The organism is Streptomyces sp. NPDC005402 (genome assembly GCF_040606575.1).
Classification (GTDB): domain Bacteria; phylum Actinomycetota; class Actinomycetes; order Streptomycetales; family Streptomycetaceae; genus Streptomyces.
Map to the genome: position 1 here is coordinate 125,849 of NZ_JBEXFB010000003.1, position 22,903 is coordinate 148,751.

At 72.2% G+C, this 22,903-nt stretch carries 20 protein-coding genes; 6 read left to right on the plus strand and 14 right to left on the minus strand.

The annotated features are described in order from the left end of the window. Positions 1 to 127: 127 nt before the first annotated feature. The 3 genes from ABZT02_RS06450 to ABZT02_RS06460 all read right to left on the minus strand — a co-directional run bounded on the left by ABZT02_RS06450 (position 128) and on the right by ABZT02_RS06460 (position 3,515). Positions 128 to 1,291 carry a hypothetical protein gene (locus ABZT02_RS06450; protein ID WP_356014845.1) on the minus strand — a complete coding sequence of 388 codons (1,164 nt, stop codon included), beginning with the start codon at positions 1,289 to 1,291 and terminating at the stop codon, positions 128 to 130. Between the two features lie 96 nt (positions 1,292 to 1,387). Beyond that, entirely contained in the window at positions 1,388 to 1,744 is a 357-nt protein-coding gene (locus ABZT02_RS06455) for a hypothetical protein (RefSeq protein WP_356014847.1), read from the minus strand. Next, positions 1,731 to 3,515 carry a hypothetical protein gene (locus tag ABZT02_RS06460; protein WP_356014850.1) on the minus strand — a complete coding sequence of 595 codons (1,785 nt, stop codon included), beginning with the start codon at positions 3,513 to 3,515 and terminating at the stop codon, positions 1,731 to 1,733. The genes ABZT02_RS06455 and ABZT02_RS06460 overlap by 14 nt, the downstream gene beginning before the upstream one ends. Before the next feature lie 140 nt (positions 3,516 to 3,655). On the opposite strand from ABZT02_RS06460, the gene ABZT02_RS06465 reads away from it, so the two are divergent. Together ABZT02_RS06465 and ABZT02_RS06470 are read left to right on the plus strand one after the other, a co-directional pair. Beyond that, the gene (locus ABZT02_RS06465; protein WP_356014851.1) at positions 3,656 to 4,552 is read left to right on the plus strand and encodes a helix-turn-helix domain-containing GNAT family N-acetyltransferase; all 897 of its coding nucleotides are present in this window, start codon (positions 3,656 to 3,658) and stop codon (positions 4,550 to 4,552) included. A gap of 194 nt (positions 4,553 to 4,746) precedes the next feature. Next, the gene (locus ABZT02_RS06470) at positions 4,747 to 5,046 is read left to right on the plus strand and encodes a hypothetical protein (RefSeq protein ID WP_356014853.1); all 300 of its coding nucleotides are present in this window, start codon (positions 4,747 to 4,749) and stop codon (positions 5,044 to 5,046) included. A 356-nt stretch (positions 5,047 to 5,402) separates the two neighbouring features. Here ABZT02_RS06470 and ABZT02_RS06475 read toward each other — a convergent pair whose 3' ends face one another. The 6 genes from ABZT02_RS06475 to ABZT02_RS06500 all read right to left on the minus strand — a co-directional run bounded on the left by ABZT02_RS06475 (position 5,403) and on the right by ABZT02_RS06500 (position 11,438). Beyond that, complete coding sequence (locus ABZT02_RS06475; RefSeq protein ID WP_356014854.1) at positions 5,403 to 6,266, minus strand: hypothetical protein; 864 nt, start codon at positions 6,264 to 6,266, stop codon at positions 5,403 to 5,405. Between the two features lie 127 nt (positions 6,267 to 6,393). Beyond that, the gene (locus tag ABZT02_RS06480) at positions 6,394 to 7,383 is read right to left on the minus strand and encodes a malate dehydrogenase (RefSeq protein ID WP_356014856.1); all 990 of its coding nucleotides are present in this window, start codon (positions 7,381 to 7,383) and stop codon (positions 6,394 to 6,396) included. Between the two features lie 394 nt (positions 7,384 to 7,777). Further along, on the minus strand, positions 7,778 to 8,959 hold the full coding sequence (locus ABZT02_RS06485; RefSeq protein WP_356014858.1) for a DUF2690 domain-containing protein: 1,182 nt from the start codon (positions 8,957 to 8,959) through the stop codon (positions 7,778 to 7,780). 232 nt (positions 8,960 to 9,191) lie between these two features. Next, complete coding sequence (locus ABZT02_RS06490) at positions 9,192 to 9,671, minus strand: helix-turn-helix transcriptional regulator (RefSeq protein WP_356014859.1); 480 nt, start codon at positions 9,669 to 9,671, stop codon at positions 9,192 to 9,194. A 236-nt stretch (positions 9,672 to 9,907) separates the two neighbouring features. Next, positions 9,908 to 10,498 (minus strand): DUF3017 domain-containing protein, encoded by a 591-nt coding sequence (locus tag ABZT02_RS06495; protein ID WP_356015535.1) that lies wholly within the window; start codon positions 10,496 to 10,498, stop codon positions 9,908 to 9,910. Between the two features lie 85 nt (positions 10,499 to 10,583). Then, a complete protein-coding gene (locus ABZT02_RS06500) occupies positions 10,584 to 11,438 on the minus strand; it encodes a bifunctional methylenetetrahydrofolate dehydrogenase/methenyltetrahydrofolate cyclohydrolase (protein ID WP_356014861.1) in 855 nt (284 codons plus the stop codon). A gap of 239 nt (positions 11,439 to 11,677) precedes the next feature. Between ABZT02_RS06500 and ABZT02_RS06505 the strand changes: the two genes are divergently transcribed. Together ABZT02_RS06505 and ABZT02_RS06510 are read left to right on the plus strand one after the other, a co-directional pair. After that, positions 11,678 to 12,331 (plus strand): RDD family protein, encoded by a 654-nt coding sequence (locus tag ABZT02_RS06505; RefSeq protein WP_356014863.1) that lies wholly within the window; start codon positions 11,678 to 11,680, stop codon positions 12,329 to 12,331. A gap of 322 nt (positions 12,332 to 12,653) precedes the next feature. After that, complete coding sequence (locus tag ABZT02_RS06510) at positions 12,654 to 14,288, plus strand: serine/threonine-protein kinase (protein WP_356014865.1); 1,635 nt, start codon at positions 12,654 to 12,656, stop codon at positions 14,286 to 14,288. Positions 14,289 to 14,310: 22 nt separating this feature from the next. Here the strand turns inward: ABZT02_RS06510 and purH are convergent, their stop codons facing one another. Next, positions 14,311 to 15,885: a bifunctional phosphoribosylaminoimidazolecarboxamide formyltransferase/IMP cyclohydrolase gene (gene purH / locus ABZT02_RS06515; RefSeq protein WP_356014867.1), complete on the minus strand. Its 1,575-nt coding sequence runs from the start codon at positions 15,883 to 15,885 to the stop codon at positions 14,311 to 14,313. After that, positions 15,882 to 16,529 (minus strand): phosphoribosylglycinamide formyltransferase, encoded by a 648-nt coding sequence (gene purN / locus ABZT02_RS06520; RefSeq protein ID WP_356014868.1) that lies wholly within the window; start codon positions 16,527 to 16,529, stop codon positions 15,882 to 15,884. Before purN ends, purH begins: the two co-directional genes overlap by 4 nt. Before the next feature lie 292 nt (positions 16,530 to 16,821). Between purN and ABZT02_RS06525 the strand changes: the two genes are divergently transcribed. Continuing rightward, positions 16,822 to 17,643, plus strand: coding sequence for a hypothetical protein (locus tag ABZT02_RS06525; RefSeq protein ID WP_356014870.1), 822 nt, complete (start codon positions 16,822 to 16,824; stop codon positions 17,641 to 17,643). A 26-nt stretch (positions 17,644 to 17,669) separates the two neighbouring features. Here the strand turns inward: ABZT02_RS06525 and ABZT02_RS06530 are convergent, their stop codons facing one another. Further along, on the minus strand, positions 17,670 to 19,331 hold the full coding sequence (locus tag ABZT02_RS06530) for a DUF6350 family protein (protein ID WP_356014872.1): 1,662 nt from the start codon (positions 19,329 to 19,331) through the stop codon (positions 17,670 to 17,672). Positions 19,332 to 19,427: 96 nt separating this feature from the next. Between ABZT02_RS06530 and ABZT02_RS06535 the strand changes: the two genes are divergently transcribed. Then, the gene (locus tag ABZT02_RS06535) at positions 19,428 to 20,312 is read left to right on the plus strand and encodes a sigma factor-like helix-turn-helix DNA-binding protein (protein ID WP_356014874.1); all 885 of its coding nucleotides are present in this window, start codon (positions 19,428 to 19,430) and stop codon (positions 20,310 to 20,312) included. 152 nt (positions 20,313 to 20,464) lie between these two features. On the opposite strand, the gene sucD is transcribed toward ABZT02_RS06535, so the two are convergent. Both sucD and sucC read right to left on the minus strand, forming a co-directional pair. After that, positions 20,465 to 21,349, minus strand: a complete 885-nt coding sequence (gene sucD / locus ABZT02_RS06540) for a succinate--CoA ligase subunit alpha (RefSeq protein ID WP_356014876.1) — start codon at positions 21,347 to 21,349, stop codon at positions 20,465 to 20,467. 21 nt (positions 21,350 to 21,370) lie between these two features. Next, positions 21,371 to 22,549, minus strand: a complete 1,179-nt coding sequence (gene sucC, locus ABZT02_RS06545; RefSeq protein ID WP_356014878.1) for an ADP-forming succinate--CoA ligase subunit beta — start codon at positions 22,547 to 22,549, stop codon at positions 21,371 to 21,373. Positions 22,550 to 22,903: the final 354 nt, after the last annotated feature.

Genomic DNA, 22,903 nt, shown 5'->3' on the forward strand with positions numbered 1-22,903 from the left:
GATTGCATGCGCAATCGATGGCTGAAAGTGCGCAGGCTCACGGAGCATTCGGACAAACAGGGTGAAAAGCACGGCAGCGGGTGCGGCCGGGGAACGGTTCACGGGGAACGGTTCACGGAGAAAGGGTTCAGTCGATCGACGCCGCGTCACAGGCGTAGGGCGCGCAGAAGCCGGAGAGAGCGTCGGTCAGCAGTTGAAGTTCGTCCTCGCCGCCGTCGTCCTCCAGACCGTAGGCGGCGATCGCGTAGATGAGGCCGTCCTGGGCGACGAACCGCTCGTCGTAGACGTGCCAGGGGCCGATGTCCGGCTCCCCGCTGAGGGAGTCGGCCCGGTACTCCAGGCGTTCGCCGGTGAACCCGTCCCCCTCGACGGGCCGGAGGTCCAGCTTCTCGAAGCCGTCCGGCTTGGGGGTGTCGGCGGAGAGGTACAGCTCGAAGGACGCCTCCGGGGACTCCTCCGCGACCTGGTACACCTGGAGCCTTCGCCGGCCGTCCGCGCTGCGGTAGTTGACCACGTCGATGCCGTACTTGGACGCCACGGTGGTGCGCGACCAGCCCGCGGGACGTGCGATACGGAAACCCTCCTCGTCCTCCAACAGCTCGTATCCGGCGGGGGGTTCGGGTGTCGAGGCGAGCGGGGACGGCGTGTCCCCGGTCGGTGAGGGGGTCGGCGACCCGTCGGGTCCGCCCTGCTGCGAGACGACCTCCGTGGGCGTCGGGCTCGCGTCACCGGCCTTGTCGTCCTCGTCCCCGCCGCCGACGACGAACGTCAGCACCAGGGTCACGGCGACACCGACCGCCGCAATCCCGACGAGCGCGGACCACAGGAGCCGGCGGTTCGTCCGGGCGGGAGGTTCGGGAACGGCTGCCTGACCGGCGGTCGACCAGGCGGCCCCCGACCACTCAGCGGACGGAACGGATCCGCCACCGAGCTGCTCGACCGAGGACCAGCCGCTGCCCGGGGTACCGGGGGCGCCGGGCCCGTGCCAGGTGCTGCCGTCACCGGCAGCGGGCCAGCCGGCGGGAGGGGAGGGGACGGGGGACGTCGGCGGTTCCGCGGGGCGGGACTCCACGGTCGCGTCGGAGTCCGCCTTCGCCCCGTCCGACCCGGCCGCCGGCGGCCACACGGGCGCGGCCGGTCCCGCGGCGGGCGCCGCGGGCGCGCCCGCCGAGGGCACCGCGTCCGGCCGGGCCGGTGGCGGCGGGGTGACCGGACCGGTCGCGGCCCCGCTCCCGTCCCCGTCCTCCCACCGCTGCGTCTCCTCGTTCCAGTACCGCACGCCCCCGCTCATGGCGTCCCCTTCCCGCTCACCGCGTCCCCCGATCACACCCACGCCGTGAAGGTCGGCTCACCGCACCCCTCACAGACCGGAACCGTACGCCTGCGCTCACAACCCCAGCAGGCCGGCCACCGCCCCCGCCGACGCGACCAGGCCGACCAGCGCCTGTGAGTCGTCCAGCAGCGCCCGCAGGCGTTCCCGACGGGTCGGCCCCGCCTGCCCCGTCGTGACGATCTCCTCCTCCGTCTCGGCCAGCGCGGTGTCCAGCGCGGCCGTCTCGTCGGTGGCCCTGAGGCGCGTGAGGTCCTCGCGCAGTTCCCGTACGGCGGTCAGGAGCGCCTCGGCGGCCTCGTCCCGCTGGGGCGACGTGCCGTGGTGGCTCTCGGCGTGCGCGTGGCTGCCGATCGCGAAGGTGCTGCCGTGGACACCGCCACTGATGCTGACGCCCGGCTCATCCGTTGCCATTGCCGCTGGTTCCCTTCTGTGGCGCGACCCCCGCGCCGCCGTCGGTGGAGGACGCGGTGGCGTACTTGCCCGCCGCGAAGGTGCTGCCGTGGACGCCGCCCTCGACGTGCACGCCGCCACTGCTGATGTTCACGATCTTCTGGACGAACTCGCCGGTCTGGTAACCGGATTCGGCCAGCGCGGTCAGCACGCCGTGGGCGACCCGGTCCTGCACGCTCCTGAGGTAGCGGTAGGCGTCCATCTCCTGGAAGCGGGACCCCTCGTCCGTCGAGCCGAGCTCCCGCACCGACAGCGCCGGACCGCCGGGCAGCGCGCCCGCGTACCCGCCGGTCAGCAGCTTCCACGCGTACCCCACGCCGCGGCCGAGTGTGACGAGGGAACGGGCCGCGGAGCCCGGCACCCGGGCCACCGCCCAGGCCGCCTTGCCGAGCGCGTTGTTGTGCCGGTAGGTGTGCGCGGTGCGGTCGGCGTCCTTGAAGTCCTCGCGCACCGGCAGCAGCACATGCGGGGCGATCTCCAGCATGAGCATCCGGCCCTGGGTGTGGACGCGCACGAAGACGGTGACGACCAGCTCCTCCTCCCAGCCGCCGACCCGGATCCGCAGGAAGTGCCGCCGCTTCTCGGCACCCTCCTCGACCGCGCGCGCCCGGTGGTCCTCGAAGGCCTGCGGGTGGTACGGCGCCTCCTCGCGCCGGCGCAGCCCCTCAGCGGGCAGGAACACGCACTCGTCGATCTCCAGCCAGCGCAGCCGGTCGCGGACCGTGTGCCCGGCGAACTCCGAGGGCAGCCGCAGCTGTTCGAGCAGCGGGCGGATCTTCTCCAGGACCGCGCGGTTGTTCAGCGGCAGCTGTTCCTTCTTCATCTCGTCGGGCCGCAGCTCGACGGCGAGCACCCAGGTCTCGTAGGCGACCCCGGCACCGCAGAAGGGCCGCTTCTCGTGGTACATGACCAGCGGCGCGTGCTGCTCGGTCCGGATGCGCTGCTTCAGCCGCTGGAACCGCTGCCCCTCGGTGCGCTCGGCGGGGTCGCCGGCCGCGTCCGGGAAGCGCTGCGGGGACAGCTCGGCGCCGACCGCCCTGGCGAACTGGCCGCGTTGCGCGGCCACGCACACCGCGATCAGCGCGAAGACGACGATCACCATCCAGGCCTGGAGCGGCCCGATCAGCCCGCTGACCCCGTCGAAGTCGGGGAACAGCAGATCGGACAGGTCGGACGAGTCGCCGTAGGAGCCGTACGAGTCGCCGTAGCCGTACGAGTCGCCGAAGGACCCCGAGCCGCCGTAGGACGACGAGTCGTCGTCGCCTCCGCCGAACGCGACGACCAGGGCCAGGATGAGGAACATCGCGAAGACGAGACGCCCCCACCAGCGGATGAAGAAGGCCGGCAGCCGCCGGTACAGCGGGGGGTTGGCGCCCTTGCCGCGGACCCACGAGGCGGCGGCGAGCAGCAGGCTGGGGCCGAGGAAGACCAACAGCAGTCCGCCGGTCAGCGGCAACCCGATCACCCACAGGCCCAGGATCAGGCCGGCCCACAGCAGCTCCTGGCGCCGGGCGCGCAGCGCGTGCGCGAGCACCCGGGCCGCGTCCAGGCCGAGCGAGGGCGCCACGATCCGCTGTTCGTTCAGGTGGAGCTGCTCGATGACCTGGTCCCGGTAACCGGAATCCAGGTAGGTGCCCGCGCACAGCAGCCGGGTCGCCTCACTGGCGTGCGGTTGCGTGGCGGGGCCCGGCGGGGCCGCCTGCGGTTGCCGAGGCACAGATGTAGTAGTCACGCGACTCCCCCGATGCGTGCAAAGTCCTTGCTGAAGTCAGTTGTTGACAAACCATCAGCATAGAGGTGCGGGTGGGGACAGGAAACCGGAATCTCATGTCCATGGACGCCACGGCTGTTCTTTGACTACAGTCAAAGATTATGGATCCGGTGTCGACCCAGCACGTGGCGGAGTTCCGTCGGTTCAACCGCTACTTCACCCGCCGCATCGGCGCCCTGGACGACCACTACCTCGGCCAGGACCGCCCGCTCGGCGAGGCGCGGCTGCTGTTCGAGATCGGCGAGGGGGTCTCGCTGCGCGAGCTCAGGACCCGGCTGGGACTGGACGCCGGATATCTGAGCCGGATGACGAAGACCCTCCAGACGCAGGGCCTGGTCCGGATCAGCGTCCACCCTGACGACAGCCGGCTGCGCATGGTCGAGCTGACCCGCGCCGGACAAACCGAGCTCAAGGAGCAGAACCGCCGGGCCGACGCCCTCGCCGCCGGCCTGCTCGACGGACTCACCCCGGCCCAGCGCGACCGGCTCACCGAGGCGATGAACACCGCCCGGCGCCTGCTGCGCCTGGCCGGCATCACCGTGGCCCCCGTCGACGGCGCCGCCCCCGACGCCCGCGCCTGCCTCGACGCCTACGCCGCCGACATCGACGCCCGCTTCCCGGAGGGCTTCGACAGGTCCGACCTGGTGCGCCCCGAGGAGGCCTCCGGGGACGCGGGCGCGTTCTTCGTGGCGTACGAGGAGGGCCGCCCCGTGGGCTGCGGCGCACTGCGACGGCTGGAGCCGCGGGTCGGCGAGCTCCGCCATGTGTGGGTGCATCCGGACGCCCGCCGCCTGGGCCTGGCCCGCCGGATCCTGTCCGCCCTGGAGACGGAGGCCGCCGCTCGCGGTTTCAGCGTCCTGCGGCTCGACACCCACGCGTCGCTCACCGAGGCGCGGACGATGTACCGGGCCAGTGGCTACACCGAGATCCCGCCCTACACCGATCACGTCTACGGCGACCACTGGTTCGAGAAAAGGCTGTCCGGCCCGGGGAGCTGACCACCCGACCACTGCGCGAGCAGTTCCCGCACCGCCCGCCGCAGCCACGCGTGCGCCGGGTCGATGAAAGGCTACGGTCCCGCCGTCACCGGAGTGGCGATCCTGCCGGTCGTCGCAGGCATGGCCGTTCCGCCGAGGCCGGCCGCCCCCTGCCCCTGCGGCTGCTGGTCATCTCGGCCGTTACCGGACTCTCCATGCCCGCGCTCACCCTGGGCGTCGCCACCGCGCTCCCGCCTCACCGGGCAGGGCTCGCCTCGGGTCTCGGCACCTCGGCCCTCGAGATCGGGACCGCCCTCGGCGTCGCCGTCACCGGCACGGTGCTGACCTCCTACCCCGGCCTTTCCCACGGCATGGGCCCGGCCCTGCGCACGGTCGCCGTGCTGGTACTGGGGTCGACGGTGGTCGTGGCCGTCGGACACCGCGACCGATCCGGAGAGTCACGCACTATCGCGTTCGGCGGGAAACGAGTACTATCGCGTTCGGTCCGTCGCTGAACCGGCGGCCCAACCACCCCAGCCCGCACCCCAGTTGACCCGAGGAGCCGCCGTGCCCTCCCTCCTGAACCCGGTCATAGGCCTGTTGATGCTCCGCGTGCGCGTCGAGGGCGACACCCTGGCCGGTGTCGAGGCCGGGCCCGGCCCCGTCTCCCGTACGTACGCGCGTTGCAGGGTCTCGATCCGTCCGGTGCGGGCGAGGTGGGCGTTCACGCCGGGCCGTGAGCGGCGTCGGCGCCCGGAGGTGGGGTGGACGGGCGGGTGCGGCTCGGCGGACCCGAGGGTGCGTTCGCGCGGGGGACGGCAGCGTCCGCCGTGTCTGCTCCGGCGAGGAGAGCGGCTCACGCCCAGGCCGCTCAGCGGCACTCCGTGTCCGCCGGGCAGAAGGAGGTCAGGGCCCTGGTGAGCGGCTCGCGTACCACGGCGGGCGTGAGGGAGGCGGGGCCGGCCGCGCGGATCGCGTACAGCGTTCCGTCGGCGGCCTGGAAGCGGTGGTCGACGACCTGGCGGGCGCCGAGGTCCGTGTCGTCGTAGCGGTAGGCGAGCTCGGCCCAGGTGGTGCCGGAGGCGCGGTCGAGGACCCGGTACCCGGGCTGGCGCGCGAAGCCGTACCCGCGGTCGTTCTCGGCCAGGTCGAGGGACTGGGCCGGGGTGTCCTCCGCGATCCGGAAGACCTGGAGCCGGCGGCCGTCGGCGGGGGCGTCGTAGACGACGACCGGCGCGGACCGGCCCTGCTTCTCGCTGCGGGTCCAGCCCCGGGGCACGTCGACGGTGTAGCCGACGGGGTCCTGGACGCGGTGGTATCCCGCGGCGGGGGAGGCGGCGGGCGACGGGGACGAGGGGGCCGTGACACTCGGGGCCGGACCGGCGCCCGTGCGGGTACCGGACCCGAGGGTGGTGTCCCGGAGGAGCCACCAGACGCCGACCCCGACCGAGACCCCGACCAGGACCGCCACCGCGAGGGCGGCGAGCACCCGTCGAACCCGATGGGGCGCGTGCTCGGAACCCGCGAGAGCCTGCGTCGCCCGGGGCCAGGGCGGTACGGGCGAGGCGTCGGTCCCGTCCGTCGCCCAAGGGGGCGCGAGCGAGGTCTGCGTCTCCGCGGAGGCCCACGGCGGAGCGGTCCCCGTCTCCCCCGAGCTCCAGGCCGACCGGCCTCTCTCCTCGCTCGGCCCGTGTCCCGCTCCGGAACCGGAGCTGTAGCCGTTCCAGCCGTTCATCGCGAACCCCCCGCATCACCCCACCGGGTAAGGCTTCGACCGTAGGACGGAAAACGGCCACGGGCCCCGTTCCGGAGGAAACCGGAACAGGGCCCGTGCAGGCTCGTGACAGAGCTGTGGAGAAGACTCAGATGAGGCCGAGGGCGCGGACCGCCTCGCGCTCCTCCGCCAGCTCCTTCACGGACGCGTCGATACGGGCGCGGGAGAACTCGTTGATCTCCAGGCCCTGGACGATCTCGTACACGCCGTCCTTGGTGGTGACGGGGAAGGAGGAGATCAGGCCCTCCGGGACGCCGTAGGAGCCGTCCGACGGGATGCCCATGGAGGCCCAGTCGCCGTCCGCGGTGCCGTTGACCCAGGTGTACACGTGGTCGATGGCGGCGTTGGCGGCGGAGGCCGCCGAGGACGCGCCACGGGCCTCGATGATCGCGGCGCCGCGCTTGGCGACGGTCGGGATGAAGTCCTCGGCCAGCCACTTCTCGTCGTTCACGGTCTCGGCGGCGTTCTTGCCGGCGACCGTGGCGTGGAAGATGTCCGGGTACTGGGTGGCGGAGTGGTTGCCCCAGATCGTCAGGCGCTTGATGTCGGCGACCGTGGAGCCCGTCTTCTTCGCGAGCTGGGTCAGCGCGCGGTTGTGGTCGAGGCGGGTCATCGCGGTGAAGCGCTCGGCCGGTACGTCCGGGGCCGCGGCCTGGGCGATCAGCGCGTTGGTGTTGGCCGGGTTGCCGACGACGAGGACCTTGATGTCGTCCGCGGCGTGGTCGTTGATGGCCTTGCCCTGCGGCTTGAAGATGCCGCCGTTGGCCTCCAGGAGGTCACCGCGCTCCATGCCCTTGGTGCGGGGGCGGGCGCCGACGAGGAGGGCGACGTTGGTGCCGTCGAAGGCCACGTTCGGGTCGTCCGTGATGTCGATGCCCTGGAGCAGCGGGAAGGCGCAGTCGTCGAGCTCCATGGCGGTGCCCTCGGCGGCCTTGAGCGCGGGGGTGATCTCCAGGAGGCGGAGCTTGACCGGCACGTCCGCGCCGAGCAGCTGGCCGGAGGCGATGCGGAAGAGCAGGGCGTAACCGATCTGGCCGGCCGCGCCGGTGACGGTGACGTTCACGGGAGTGCGGGTCATGGCGTTCTCCGTATGACAGCTGGCGGTGGGGCGTCCCTGCCCCGGACGTTTGATCGATCTCTCGGCGTCAAGAGATCTCCAGCGGTCAGGCTATCGCGCATCCGGGATCCCGGACGTCCGGCCCCGTGTGGCCCAGCCCACAAACCGCTGCCCCGACAGAAAAGGCGGCCGCCCGTCCGGGAGAGAGGGGACGGAGACGGCCGCCGTATGGGGGTACCGTTTCCGGACTCCCGTGGGGGTACGGTTCGCCTGCCCGCGATGCAAGAGCCCATGCACGCTCCGGGGAAGATTTACTCCTCAGGCGCGCGGGGCCGTGTCGATGGGCGGTTCCGCCGCGCGGGCGCGACCGGCCACAGAGCAACCGCACCCGACAGCGCACACCCCCGGCACTCCCTCAGTCGGTGCACCCCTGCTGCCCCGAAGCCAGAGTCACACAGGCCTTCGCCTCCCCCGCGTCCTTCACGGCGACCATCGGCGTGTAGGCGATCGTGTCCCCCGCCTCGGTGATGCTGCCGCTCCGCTCGGCCACCTTGCCCGCGCTCACCTCGACCTTGTCCCCCTGGCCGGCCTGGGTGACCCGCCCCCAGGCCGCTCCGCAGGTCTCGCTGTAACGCACCTCGACCACGGTCGCCCCCACCGTCGCGGTCTTGGCGGTCGTCACCAGATTCCCGCTGCACCCCATGGCCTCGGCGTCCTTCCCGGTGCACCCCTGGCCACTGCACTTCACCCCGGCGGGCAGCGAGACGGTCGCGCTGGCGGACGGCGACGGCGACTTCTCGGTCCGGTTCTTCCTGTCCCCGCCCGGGTCGGTCAGGAAGAACACGGCGGCGACCACGACCAGCACCCCGACGATCCCCGCGAGGAACATCGTCAGCCGCCGCTTCCCTCCGCCGGAACCACCGGAGTCACCGGAACCACCTGAGCCACGCGAGCCGCCGGCGACCCCGACCCCGTCCCCGGGACGCGCGTCCTGCGGCTCGTCGTACGGTCCGGGCGCCCCCGGCGTCCGCCCCGTACCGCCGGCGGAGACGGGCGCCGCCGCGGCCGTACGTCCCGGAGAAGCCTGTGAGGGCCCCTGGTACCCGGCCACACCCCAGGAGTTCCCGCCCGAGGAAGCGCTGTCCGCGTCCGCCGCGGTCGGCTGCGGCGGCACCGTGGGCGCGACCCCCGCCGGCCCCGCCACCCCCGGCGTCGCCGTCGCGCTGCCGCTCTTACGGGCCGTCTTGGCGCCCTTGGCGTTCGCGGGCGGCGCCCCGAACTCGCCGAGCGCGGCCCGCGCCTGGGAGATCCGGATGGCTTCCATGGTCATGTCGTGGCGCATCTCCGAACGGCTCCAGGCGCGTTCGGCGAGCTCCCACATCGTGGTCAGGTGAATGGGATTCGTGCCGGTGACCTCGGCCAGGGCGACGATCGCGCCTTTCGGCGCGAGCAGCCGGCCGTTGAGATACCGGTCCCAGGACGTCTTGCTGTAACCCGTGCGGTCGGCGACGGCCGCGATGCTCAGGCCGCTGCGGTCCACGAGCCGCCGCAGCTGGCTCGCGAACTCCCTGACCTGCGGATCCAGTTCATCCGGCAAGGCCCTCCAACGAGGCATTGCTCCCCCTCTTTCCCCCCGGTCGGTGCTGGCTGTTCCCCGCTCTTCCCCGTGCCGCAAGGATCTCAGCTCCCCGGGTGGGGGCGCACGGGAGCATCAGCAAGTTCGACACGTTAGCCGTGCTGTCGAACAGCTCCCTATCAAATACGCAAACTTGTCGACACATCGTCACAGGTGGAACACACCGGAAATAACGTCCGTCACGGAAGTCCCCTCATCCCCCGGACGCAACGGCACCGGCCACCCCGAGCAGCAGGACGAGCACGAGCAGCAGCGCGGCGGCCAGCAGCAGGCGGTTCATGCCGCTCGCGCGCTCCCTCGGGGGCTCGTCCCACCACGGCAGCGTGGGATCGTCCTCGTACCTTTCGCCCTCCTCACTTGCCTCGCTCCCGGCGGCCCGTGCGGGTGCCGTCGCCGGACGGGGCCAGGTCTGGACCGCCAGTTCCCAGCGCACACCGAAGCGCTCGGCGTCGGTGGTGTCGAGGCCCGCGATCCGGCACAGGGCGGCGACGGCCTGGCGGGGCGGGGGCTGGGTGGCGTTGAGATAGCGGTGCCAGGAGGACTTGCTGTACGCGGTGCGGGCGCCGAGCGCGACGAGACTGAGCCCCGTGCGGTCCTTGAGCTGTCTGAGCTGCTCCACGAAGTGCCGTACCTCCGGCGGCAGATCGTCGGGCAGCGCCTGCCAGCCATTCATCGCCCACCTCCGCGGCGTCCTCACCTGTTCCCCGCCATTGACGACGTCACAGGGCTGATCGGTTCCTGGTGCGGGGGTCCGCTGTGGCAGGTCGCGCACACCGTGCCGGAACCGTCACCGCTGTGCCACAGCGGACGGACAGCGGTTGAACAGGCTGTTCGCGGCACGGGAGGCTGGGTCGTGACGGCGGTCCGTCCCTCGTCGGGGGTGGGGGCGGACCGCCGGCCTGCTGCGGGTCAGCTGCTGCTGACCGTGAAGTGCAGGGTGTCCTTGAGGAAGGGGATCACCAGCCAGGGGTCCGGCTGCACCATCAGCGCCAGCAGGACGATCGCGGTGCCGAGCACGCCGTAGGTGGCGATGTCGGTGAAGCGGGAGCGGACGGCGAGCATGCCGACGTCCGGCAGCAGCCAGCGCAGCACGGCGCCGACGAGCAGGGCGACACCGATGAGCAGCGTGCCGAAGCGGAACCGGTCGAGGGCGGTCAGCAGCAGCCCGAGCCCCACCAGGGCCAGCACGGCGAGCACCGGCCACTGCCGGGCGGGCGCCGGAGCGTCCCGCGGCGCGGCGCGGCCGCCGCCCTCGGGCGGCGCGGTGTCCCTGGTGAACAGCGGGAACCGCCGTGTCGCCCGCCGCGGCCGTCCGTCGATGTCGGGCGCGCTGATCGCGTCCCGTACGACGATCTCGGCCTGTTCCTCGGGATCCGGCCCCTCGTCCGACGCGACGTCGGCGCCACCGAACTCCGGGGACTCGCCGTCCACGGCACCGGTGTCAGGGACCTGCTCCGCCTCAGCGGCCCCGGCCCCGGGCTCCCGGGACTCGCCGGGCACAGGCTGCTCCGCGGCCGTCTCCTGGGAGCCCCGCGCCGCGGTCGCCCCTGTCGTGGTCGCTCCCCGCTTCTCGGGGCCGCGTGCCTCAGCCGACACTGCGCTCCGCCGCCTCGACCACGTTGACGAGCAGCTGGGCGCGGGTCATCGGGCCGACGCCGCCGGGGTTCGGGGAGATGAAGCCGGCGATCTCGGCGACGCCGGGGTGGACGTCGCCCACGATCTTGCCCTCGGCGTTGCGGGAGACCCCGACGTCGAGGACGGCGGCGCCGGGCTTCACGTCCTCGGGACGGATGAGGTGGGCGGAACCGGCGGCGGCGACGATGATGTCCGCGCGCTTGAGGTGCGAGGACAGGTCACGGGTGCCGGTGTGGCACTGGGTGACCGTCGCGTTCTCGCTGCGCCGGGTGAGCAGCAGGGGCATCGGGCGGCCGATGGTGACACCGCGGCCGACGACCACGACCTCCGCGCCCTTGATCTCGACGCCGTAGCGACGGAGCAGGGTCAGGACGCCGTTGGGGGTGCAGGGCAGCGGGGCCGGCTCGTTGAGGACGAGGCGCCCGAGGTTCATGGGGTGCAGGCCGTCCGCGTCCTTGTCCGGGTCCATGAGCTCCAGGATGCGGTTCTCGTCGATGCCCTTGGGCAGCGGCAGCTGGACGATGTAACCGGTGCACGCCGGGTCGTCGTTCAGCTCGCGGACGACCGCCTCGATCTCCTCCTGCGTGGCCGTCTCGGGCAGTTCACGCTGGATGGAGGCGATGCCGACCTCCGCGCAGTCCCGGTGCTTGCCGGCGACGTACTTCTGGCTGCCGGGGTCGCTCCCGACGAGGATCGTTCCGAGGCCGGGCGTGACGCCCTTCTCCTTCAGGGCCGCCACGCGGGCGGTCAGATCGGACTTGATCGCGGCTGCGGTGGCCTTGCCATCGAGAATCTGGGCGGTCATGACCCCATCCTCCCGGATGACCCGGCCCTGGTTCCAATCCGGGTTCCCCCTGGGTCCCGCCCAAGATCGACGAGGTTGCACTTGCACAACACCTACCGAATGGGGCTGGACAACAACACACCTGCCTAGAACGATGTCTGGCGCAGTATCGCGGTTGATGTTCGGGGGGCAGACCGCTCAGCCATGACGTTCCTCCGCGCAGTCCGCATTGTCCCCAGCTCGGCCGACGGAGGATCACCATGAGTTTCGGCTCGCCCAACAACCCGTACGAAAAGCCGCAGAATCCGCAGAACCCCCAGCAGCAGCCGCAGCAGCCCGGTTACGGCTACCCCCAGCAGCAGCCGCCGCAGCAGCCCGGTTACGGCTACCCGCAGCAGGCCCCGCAGGGCGTACCGCAGCAGCAGGGGTACCCCCAGCAGCCGGGTTACGGCTACCCGCAGGCTCCGCAGGTCCCGGCCTCCGCCTACGGCTACCCGCAGCAGCCGGGCTACGGCGCGCAGCCGCCGTACGCGAACTGGGGCCAGCGCTTCCTCGGCACCCTGGTCGACGGCCTCGTCTTCGCGGTCCCGTACATCCTCGTCATCGTCGGCGCCAACGCCAGGACGGCGGCCCTGTCGCTGATCGGCGGCCTCGCGATCCTCGGCCTCGCGATCTACCAGCTGATCATCGAGGGCAAGAACGGCCAGACCCTCGGAAAGAAGGCGCTCGGCATCCGTCTGGTGCGGGAGATCGACGGGCAGCCCCTCGGCGTCGGCATGGCCTTCGTCCGCCGCCTCGCGCACTTCCTGGACAGCCTCGCCTGCTACCTCGGCTGGCTGTGGCCGGCCTGGGACGCCAAGCGTCAGACCTTCGCCGACAAGATCTGCTCGTCCATCGTCATCCGCACGAACTGAGCACCGCTGCACCACAGTCGGCGTCTCGCGATACTTTCCCCGGGGCCGTGTCACGTCGTGACACGGCCCCGGGGCGTCACCCACCCCTGGCTCGTAGGCACGCGGACCCGCTGGAGCCCGCACCGGACGGCACGCGCGTCACCGGCGGCCGGCCCGACGGCACCCGGGTGACCCGACCCGGCGCGGGACCACGCTCCCGTGCGCGCCCGCCGCGTTCCCTCCGTATCCCGGCACTCCCCGGCAGCGGGGCGCTAGCCTCTCCTCAGTCAACTCGTGTGACGCGAGAGCACGTTGAGGAACGAAGAGGCAGGTCGGGGGGACCGTGACAGACATACCGGCGGCCGGTGACACCGCGCTGCGGCAGGCGGGCGCGGTTCCGCTGCTGCCCGCCGACCCCGGGCGCATCGGGCCCTACGTCCCGCTCGGGCTGCTCGGCAGCGGCGGCATGGGCCGGGTCTATCTGGCCCGGCGCGCCGATGACGGCCCCGGGCTCGCCGCCGTGAAGGTGATCCGGCCCGAGTACGCCGAAGGCCCGGACTTCCGGCGCCGGTTCGAGCGGGAGGCCGCCGTGCACGGGCGGGTGCGTACCCCGCGCGCGCCGCACCTCCTCGGGACCGGGTTCGACGACGCGCTGCTGTGGATGGCCACCGAGTACCTGCCCGGCCTCAACCTCGCCGAGGCTGTCCGCGAGTGCGGGCTGCCGGAGGCGGCCGGGGTGTGGCGGCTGGTGGCGGAACTCGGCGAGGCCCTGTCGGCGCTGGCCGCCGCCGGGGTCGTGCACCGCGACCTCAAGCCGTCCAACGTCATCCTGTCCCCCCGGGGCGCCCACGTCATCGACTTCGGCATCTCCCGCGCGGCGGACAGCAGCGCGATCACCACGACCGGCAACCGGGTCGGCACGGCCGCGTACATGGCGCCCGAGTATCTGCGCGAGGGCCGCTGCGACGCCGCCTCCGACGTCTTCTCGCTCGGTTGCACCATCGTCTACGCCGCCACGGGGCACGCCCCCTTCGGCGACGGAACCGGCGTGGACGTCATGCACCGGGTGGCCTTCGAGGCACCCGACACCGAGGTCATGGCCGAACTCGCGCAAAGGGACTCCGCGTTGGCCGCGCTGCTGTCCGCCTGCCTGGCCAAGGACCCCGCCGGGCGCCCCACCCCACGGCAGCTGATCGACGCGGCCACGGCCGCCGGGCACGGGCGCGCGTCCGACTGGCACCACCCACTGGCCGCCCGGCTCCGCGACCGGCAGCAGGGGTGCGCGGTGCTGGAGGGCGGACCCGTCCGGCAGTCGCCCCACTTCCGCACGCCCCTGGAGCCGGTGCTCTCCCCGCTCCCCACCCCGGCCACCGGGACCGGTGGGCGGCGCAGGCCCCTTCTGGCCGCCGTCGCGGGCATCGCCGTCGGTGCCGTGGCCGTCGGCGCCTTCCTCCTCACCCGCCCGGCCCCCGACTCCCCGGCCGCCGCACCGACCGCTTCGGGGGCCGGCGCCTCCGCCTCGCCGTCCGGCAAGAACGCCGACGGGAAACAGAAGAAGAAGGACAAGAGCGAGGTGCAGACGGCCGCCCCCGAGGAGAGCAGCGGCGCGCCGGACAGCACGCCGTCCGCGCCGGCCACGCACGGCGGCGGCAGCGCGGGCGGCGGCAGCCCCACATCCCCCACCCCCACCGCCACCGTGACGAAGACGGCCGCGCCCCCGGCCACCCCCGCCTGGATCTCCGGCTGCACCTACTACTCGGGCACCGAACTCACCGAGTACGGCGACAAGGGCCAGCGGGTCGTCCAGGTGCAGTGCATGCTCACCAAGCGCGGTTACGGCGTGGGCGGTTCGGGCGTGGACGGTGAGTTCGGCAAGGACACCCAGTCGGCGGTCAAGCAGTTCCAGAGCGCCAAGGGGCTGGAGGTCGACGGCCAGGTGGGGCCCAACACCTGGGCGGCGCTGCGCAGTTCCACGTAGCGCCGCCCAGGTCGGTGTTCCGTCAGTGGAAGAAGTGCCGCGTCCCGGTGAAGTACATCGTGACGCCGGCCTTCTTGGCGGCCTCGACGACGAGTTCGTCACGGACCGAGCCGCCCGGCTGGACGACCGCCTTCACACCGGCCTCCAGGAGGACCTCCAGTCCGTCCGGGAACGGGAAGAAGGCGTCCGAGGCGGCGTACGAGCCCTGCGCGCGCTCGGTACCGGCCCGCTCGACGGCCAGCTTCGCCGAGTCGACCCGGTTGACCTGACCCATGCCGACGCCGACCGAGGCGCCGTCCTTGGCGAGGAGGATGGCGTTGGACTTGACGGCCCGGCAGGCCCGCCAGGCGAAGGCCAGCTCGGCCAGCTCGTCGGCGCTGAGCGCCTCGCCGCTCGCCAGGGTCCAGTTGGCCGGGTCGTCGCCCTCGGCCTGGAGGCGGTCGGTGATCTGCAGGAGCGCGCCGCCGTCGATGGGCTTGACCTCGGCGGGGTGCGCGGGCGCGGCCGGAGCCTTCAGGACGCGGATGTTCTTCTTCTTGGCGAGGGCCTCCAGGGCGCCGTCCTCGTAGTCGGGGGCGACGATGACCTCGGTGAAGATCTCGGCGACCTGCTCCGCCATCTCCTTGGAGACCGGACGGTTCACCGCGATCACACCGCCGAACGCCGACAGCGGGTCACACGCGTGTGCCTTGCGGTGCGCCTCGGCGACGTCCGCGCCGACCGCGATGCCGCAGGGGTTGGCGTGCTTGATGATCGCGACGGCCGGCTCGACATGGTCGTACGCGGCACGGCGGGCGGCGTCCGTGTCCGTGTAGTTGTTGTAGGACATCTCCTTGCCGTGCAGCTGCTCGGCCTCGGCGAGACCGACGCCGGTGCCGTCGACGTAGAGCGCGGCGGGCTGGTGCGGGTTCTCGCCGTAGCGCAGGGTGCTGCGGCGCTCCAGGGTGGCGCCGAGGAAGTCGGGGAAGAACGACTCGTCGGCGGGCGCGTAGGCGCTGGCGAACCAGCTCGCCACCGCGATGTCGTACTCGGCGGTGTGCCGGAAGGCCTCGGCGGCGAGCCGCTTGCGGGTGGCGAGGTCGAAGCCGCCGTCCTTGACCGCGGTCAGGACGTCGGCGTACCGCTCGGGGCTGGTGACGACGGCGACCGACGGGTGGTTCTTGGCGGCGGCGCGCACCATGGACGGTCCGCCGATGTCGATCTGCTCGACGCACTCGTCCGGGGAGGCGCCGGACGCGACGGTCTCGCGGAACGGGTAGAGGTTGACGACGACGAGGTCGAACGGCTCGACGCCGAGCTCCGCGAGCTGCTCGCGATGGCTGTCGAGGCGCAGGTCGGCGAGGATGCCGGCGTGCACGCGCGGGTGCAGGGTCTTGACGCGGCCGTCCAGGCACTCGGGGAAGCCGGTGAGCTCCTCGACCTTGGTGACGGGGACGCCGGCGGCGGCGATACGGCCCGCGGTGGACCCGGTGGAGACGAGTTCGACGCCGGCTTCGTGCAGCCCGCGGGCGAGCTCCTCGAGCCCGGTCTTGTCGTAGACGCTGACGAGCGCGCGACGGATGGCCCGCTTGCCGTTCTCGATGCTCTCGGCGGTCACTGGATAACTACCTTTCGTCCCTCAATGCGATAGCCGTTGCGGGCGATCCGCCCCACGACCTCGACGAGCAGCCTTCGCTCGACTTCCTTGATGCGCTCGTGCAGAGCGCTCTCGTCGTCCTCGTCCCGGATCTCCACCACGCCCTGGGCGATGATCGGTCCGGTGTCGACGCCGTCGTCGACGAAGTGGACGGTGCAGCCGGTGACCCTGGCTCCGTACGCGAGCGCGTCGCGCACTCCGTGGGCCCCCGGAAAACTGGGCAGCAGCGCGGGGTGGGTGTTCACGAACCGCCCGCCGAAGCGCGCGAGGAACTCCTTGCCCACGATCTTCATGAACCCGGCGGACACCACGAGGTCGGGTTCGTACGCGGAGACGGCCTCGGCGAGGGCGGCGTCCCACTCCTCGCGGCTCCCGAAGTCCTTGACCTTGCGGACGAAGGTGGGGATCCCGGCCCGCTCGGCCCGCGCGAGCCCCTCGATGTTCTCGCGGTCCGCCCCCACGGCCACGATCTCGGCGCCGTAGGCCTCGGTGCCGGTCGCCGCGATGGCGTCCAGCAGCGCCTGTAGGTTCGTACCGGATCCGGAGACCAGCACGACCAGGCGCTGGACCGGCCTGGCCTGCTCGGCCACGGGCTTGGCGGCCACGGCGGGGGCCCTTTCTCGGGGGAGCGTTTGTACGGTCGTACGAATGCTTCGAGCCCCGGGATACGGGGAAGTCTACGAAGCGGCCGAACGTCAGCAACGATACCGGCACATCGGAAGGCCCCCACGGGACGGGGGCGTGGCCGGAAGGTAGCGTCTGGGAGGGACCGGTCCGGGAACGCGGGTGGTGCGCGGTGCGTTCACGGGATGAGGCTCGCGCCGACGGGCCCACCGAACCGTTCGATCCACGTAAGCCATGGCCAGTCACATCCTTCAAGGGGAAGACGCTCACTTGATGTCGGACCGCAGCCTGCGACTCCTCACGCTCCCCCAGCAGTCGGTGCAGGAAGGGGAGCGCAGCGGCATGCTGCTGCGGGAGCAGCCCGCCTCGCCGCCGGACGCCCCGTCCTCCGACAAGACGTCCGGCAAGACGTCGGGCAAGAAGGACGGCGGGACGAACGGCGAGGAGCAGGGCGCGGCGACCGAGGACGACAACCCCTTCGCCCCGCCGCCGGAGGGCACCCCGGACCGCCCGTGGCAGCCGCGCCGCCCCGAGGACTCGGACGGCGGCGGGGGCGACGGCGGCGGCCGCACCCCGTGGGGCAGCCAGTGGAGCGACCGCCAGCCGGGCCGCTCGGACGGCAATTTCGGCGAGCGCCCGGGCGCGGGCCCCGGTAGCGGTCCGCAGGGCCAGGGCGGCCCAGGACCCGGCCCGCGCTGGGATCCGACGGACCCCTCCCAGCGCCGCGCCCGCTACGCCCTGCTCTGCGGCATGTGGGCCGTCTTCTTCGTCCTCTTCGGCTGGCCGTACGTGAGTCTGCTGCTGGGCGCGCTGGCCCTCTACTGGGGTATCAGCGCCCTGCGCGCCAAGCCCCGCAACCCGGACCCCGACAGCCCGGCCCCGCCCCCGTCGGCCCGCCCGCAGACCACGGCAGCGGTGAGTGGCGTGGTCACGGCCTCGCTGGCCATCGTCTTCGTGGCGGGGAGCTTCACCGCGAGACTCGTCTACGACGACTACTACACCTGCATGAACGACGCCCTCACCAACCAGGCCCAGCAGTCCTGCTCGGACCTCCTCCCGAAGGAACTCCGGAGTCTGCTGAGCACGAACGGCTGACGGGGGGAGCGGGAAGGGCCCGGCGGTCAGTCGGTGGGCGAGGGCTTCTCGGGGGACTCCTCCAGCGGCATGGCGGCCTCCTTCAGGACCGCCCAGCGTGACTCGCGCGAGGCGTCGTCGTACCAGGGTGTCGACGAAGGCACCGGCTCCGTCGGAGGCTCGGCGGGCAGGAAGTCGTAGGGCTCGTAGCTGTCGTCCTGGCCGTGACTGGCGTCCTGGCCCTGTGGGGCGTCCTGGCTGTGAGGGGCGTTGTGGCTGTGAGGGGCGTTGTGGCCACTCGCCGCCATCGGGGCGGCCCCAGGAGCGCTTGCGGAGATGGCCCCGGGAGCGGTCTCGGCCGCGCCCGTCTCCTCGCGCTCGCGCCGCGCGAGCCGGCCCCGCACCGACGGCACCCACGTCCACGGCCCGCCCCTGGCGCGGCCCCGCCAAGCCCGTACCAGCCACGCCACCGGCATCCCCACCGCCGTGAGCCACCCCACCACCGCCGCGCCGACCTGCCACCACACCGGCCCGAACCGGGCCAGCGCCCCCACCCCGAGCGGTCCGCCGGCCAGCGCGGTCAGCACGGCGACCGCCCCCGCGCACAGCGCCGCCGCCCACACCACCGCGCCCGCCGTCCGCCGCCAAGGCCGTCCCGCGCCCACGTCCCGCCCCACGAACCACCCCACCACCGCCCCGGCCACCACCGGCACCGCCCCCGCCGCCCAGTGCACCGGCCCCCCGACCCCCGCTTCCGGTACCGCCGCCAGCAGCGGGAACGGCGGCAGCATCGGCGCGGGATCCGACGACAACGGCCCCACGACATGCCCGGCACCGAGGACGAAGCCGGGTCCGGCGGCGTAGCCCACCGCCCACACCACCGCGTTCGGCACCAGCGTCAGACACAGCAGCAGGACGGCGAACCGTCCCGACCACCCCTCCGTCAGCTGGAGGAACGACTCCCGCGTCGCGCCGCCGTGCGCCACCAGCGACACGCCCAGCAGCACCACCCCGCCCCCGGTGAGCACGCAGACGCCGGCGCCCGCGGCTCGTGCCGCCGCGGAGAGCCGCGCCCGTGCCTCCGCACCGAGGACGAGCCGCCGCATTCCCGCGGGCAGCAGCATCAGCAGTCCGTCCCACGCCTCGGAGGGACGGCCGTTCGCCGTCCACACCCCCGCGCCGGCCGCGCCCATGACGACGGCCGACAGGCACCCGCAGGTCCACGCCCACGAGGGCCGCAGCGCTCCCCCGGACGCGTACAGGGTGACGGCGGCGCCGACGGCGAGGTACCCGAGCACGACCCCCGTCCACGCCGTCCGCCCGGACGCCTGCGGCGGCGCCTCCTCCCCGGCGGCCAGATCCCGCGCCGCCCGGTGCACCAGCCACAACGGCAGCGCGAGCAGCAGCAGCGGGGTGACACCGACGGGCGCCGGAACACCGGAGAGCGTGTCCGTGCGGACCAGCTCCGCCCCGTGCGCGAGCAGCCACAGCGCCGCGGCCACGTGCAGCGCACCCCCCGGACCGCTGTCGGGATACGGCGAGCTGATCCACAGCCCGATCACGAGCACGGCGAACGAACCGAGCCCCAGCCCGGCGGCCACCGCACCTCCGAGGAGGCTCGCGGCCAGGCCGGGCGTCCGGTCACGCAAGCGGGTGAGCAGGGGCGACAACGACGTTCGGCGAGCGGTCAGCTGAATCACGACCGCCATGCTCCCAACGACACGCGCTTTCTCGTCGTAACAGGCCATTGCCCGATGTGTCGCTCAATATACGACTATGTACTTTTTCGCACGAAGGGGCGTCCTGTGACGCGGGATCAGGTCGCGAACCCGGTTGGCGTCACCGGCGGGACGACGGCTCCTCGGCAGGAGCACGAGGAGCTCCCGACCACCCCCCTGACACCCGCTCAGGCCTTCGACGCGCTGTACGCGTTCTGCGCGCCCGCCCTCGTCCGGCAGACCTTCCTGCTCACCGGCCGCCGCGAACTCGCCCGCGAGTCGGTCGAGCGGGCCTTCCAACTCGCCTGGCAGCGCTGGCCCGAGGTGGCGGTGGACCGGGATCCGGCAGGCTGGGTACGGATCATGGCGTACGAGTACGCCCTCTCTCCCTGGCACCGCTTCCGCCCTCGGCACCACCGCCCCGAGGCACCCGTCACCGACCCGTCCGCCCGCGCGCTGATGGCCGTACTCCTGAAACTCCCGCCGTCGCAGCGGCGCACGCTCCTGCTGTACGACGGCGTGGGTCTCGACCTGCCGGAGACGGCGGCGGAGACCGAGGCGAGTACACCGGCGACGGCGTACCGGTTGATGAACGCGCGTGCGACGATCGCGGCACGGCTCCCCGACCTCGCCGACCCGTCCGACCTGCACGATCGCCTGACCCTGCTGGCCTCCACGGAACGGTTGCGGGCCGCGCAGCCGCCCGCGGTGCGGACCGGGAGCGAGCGCCGGGCACGCTACTGGACCCGGGCGGCGATCGCGTTCACGGTGGCGCTGATCGGCACGACGGCGCTCACGCTGCGGACGGCTCCGACGCATTACGAGCCACCGGTCCCGCCGGGGGCGGAGATCCAGGGGGTGCCGCCGAGGGTGGGGCGGGGTCCGCTGTCGGAGGCGGAGACGAAACTGCGGGAGAAGTTGCGCGAATCGGCGGCGAAGGGGCCGGAGAGGCTGGTACCGCTTGGTCGTTGACGGCGGGCCGGTCTCTCAGGGGCGCGGGGAACTGCGCGACCGGCCACGACGCACCCGCACCCGTCCGACGACCCGCCCCGGCACCCCGTAACGCGCCGATGGGCCCGCCCCGAACAACGGAGCGAGCCCAAAGACGTTCAGCTGGGTACCGTTCAGCCGGCGAGGATCTCCCGCGCCAGCTTCGCCGTCTCGGTCGGCGTCTTGCCGACCTTGACGCCGGCGGCCTCGAGGGCCTCCTTCTTCGCGGCGGCCGTGCCGGAGGAGCCGGAGACGATGGCGCCGGCGTGGCCCATGGTCTTGCCCTCGGGCGCGGTGAAGCCCGCGACGTAGCCGACGACCGGCTTCTTCACGTTGTCCTTGATGAACGCCGCGGCCCGCTCCTCGGCGTCGCCACCGATCTCACCGATCATCACGATCAGGTCGGTGTCGGGGTCGGCCTCGAAGGCGGCCAGGGCGTCGATGTGGGTCGTACCGATGACGGGGTCGCCACCGATGCCCACCGCGGACGAGAAGCCGATGTCACGCAGCTCGTACATCATCTGGTACGTCAGCGTGCCGGACTTCGAGACCAGGCCGATACGGCCCGGCTTGGTGATGTCGCCCGGGATGATGCCGGCGTTCGACTGACCCGGGGTGATGAGACCGGGGCAGTTCGGGCCGATGATCCGGGTCTTGTTGCCCTGGGACACGGCGTACGCGTAGAACGCGGCCGAGTCGTGGACCGCGATGCCCTCGGTGATGACGACCGCGAGCGGGATCTCGGCGTCGATCGCCTCGACCACGGCGGCCTTGGCGAAGGCCGGCGGTACGAAGAGGACGGATACGTTCGCGCCCGTCTTCTCGATCGCCTCGGCGACGGTGCCGAAGACCGGGATCTCCGTGCCGTCGACGTCCACGGTCGTGCCCGCCTTGCGCGGGTTGACGCCACCGACGATGTTCGTGCCGTCGGCGAGCATGAGCTTGGTGTGCTTCATGCCCGTGGAGCCGGTCATGCCCTGGACGATGACCTTGCTGTCCTTGTTGAGGAAGATAGCCATGGCTGAGTCTGTCCCTCTTCCTTACTTCGCAGCCGCGAGCTCGGCGGCCTTGTCGGCCGCGCCGTCCATGGTGTCCACGCGCTGCACCAGCGGGTGGTTGGCGTCGGAGAGGATCTTGCGACCCAGCTCGGCGTTGTTGCCGTCGAGGCGGACGACGAGCGGCTTGGTGACTTCCTCGCCCTTGTCCGCGAGCAGCTGCAGCGCCTGCACGATGCCGTTGGCGACCTCGTCGCAGGCGGTGATGCCACCGAAGACGTTGACGAAGACCGACTTGACGTCGGGGTCGCCCAGGATGATCTCCAGGCCGTTCGCCATCACGGCCGCGGACGCGCCGCCGCCGATGTCGAGGAAGTTGGCGGGCTTGACGCCACCGTGCGCCTCACCGGCGTACGCGACGACGTCCAGGGTGCTCATGACGAGACCCGCGCCGTTGCCGATGATGCCGACCTCGCCGTCAAGCTTGACGTAGTTGAGGTTCTTCTCCTTGGCGGCGGCCTCGAGGGGGTTGGCCGCGTCCTTGTCCTGGAGAGCCTCGTGCCCCGGCTGACGGAACTCGGCGTTCTCGTCCAGGGAGACCTTGCCGTCGAGGGCGATGACCTCGCCGGAGGCGACCTTGGCCAGCGGGTTGACCTCGACGAGGAGGGCGTCCTCCTCGATGAAGGTCTTCCACAGGGTGACCAGGACGTTCGCGACCTTGTCGGCCACCTCGGCCGGGAACTTCGCGGCCTCGACGATCTGGCGGGCGACCTCGGGGGTCACGCCCACGTTGGCGTCGATCGGCGTCTTGGCGACGGCCTCGGGGCGGCTCTCCGCCACCTCCTCGATCTCCATGCCGCCCTCGACGGACGCGATGGAGAGGAAGGTGCGGTTGGCCCGGTCCAGGAGGAAGGAGACGTAGTACTCCTCCACGATCTCCGGGGCCGTCTCGGCGATCATCACCTTGTGGACCGTGTGGCCCTTGATGTCCATGCCGAGGATGTTGGTCGCGTGCTCGACCGCCTCGTCGGCGGAGGCGGCGAGCTTGACGCCACCGGCCTTGCCACGGCCGCCGACCTTCACCTGAGCCTTGACGACGGACTTGCCACCGAGGCGCTCGGTGGCTGCGCGGGCCGCCTCAGGCGTGTCGATGACTTCACCGGCCAGCACCGGTACATCGTGCTTGGCGAAGAGGTCCCTCGCCTGATATTCGAACAGGTCCACGCGCTTCCGTCCCTATCAGTGATCTCGCGGTTCGTTGTCTGCGTGGGCGTGCCGCGAGGGCAACGTGACGTCCGACCGCTGTCTGTCACAAGGGAGGCGCACACGGTGTCCGAGCGCGCGGCATGTCCGTCTCGCAGGTTATCGCTGCTTGCGGGAGGCCCCTAAATCGAGGGTCACACCTGAGCGGTGATACCTGTCACATGATGCCGCCCTCACTGGCACGGCGTGCCGTAGGTGAAGGGCCTCACCGGGCTGGGGTTGACCCGGTGAGGCCCCTTGAACAGCCCGCAAGGGGCTCTGGGCGGTCGATCCCCACCCCAATGGGGACCTCTTCGCCCCGCCCGTGAGGTTCCG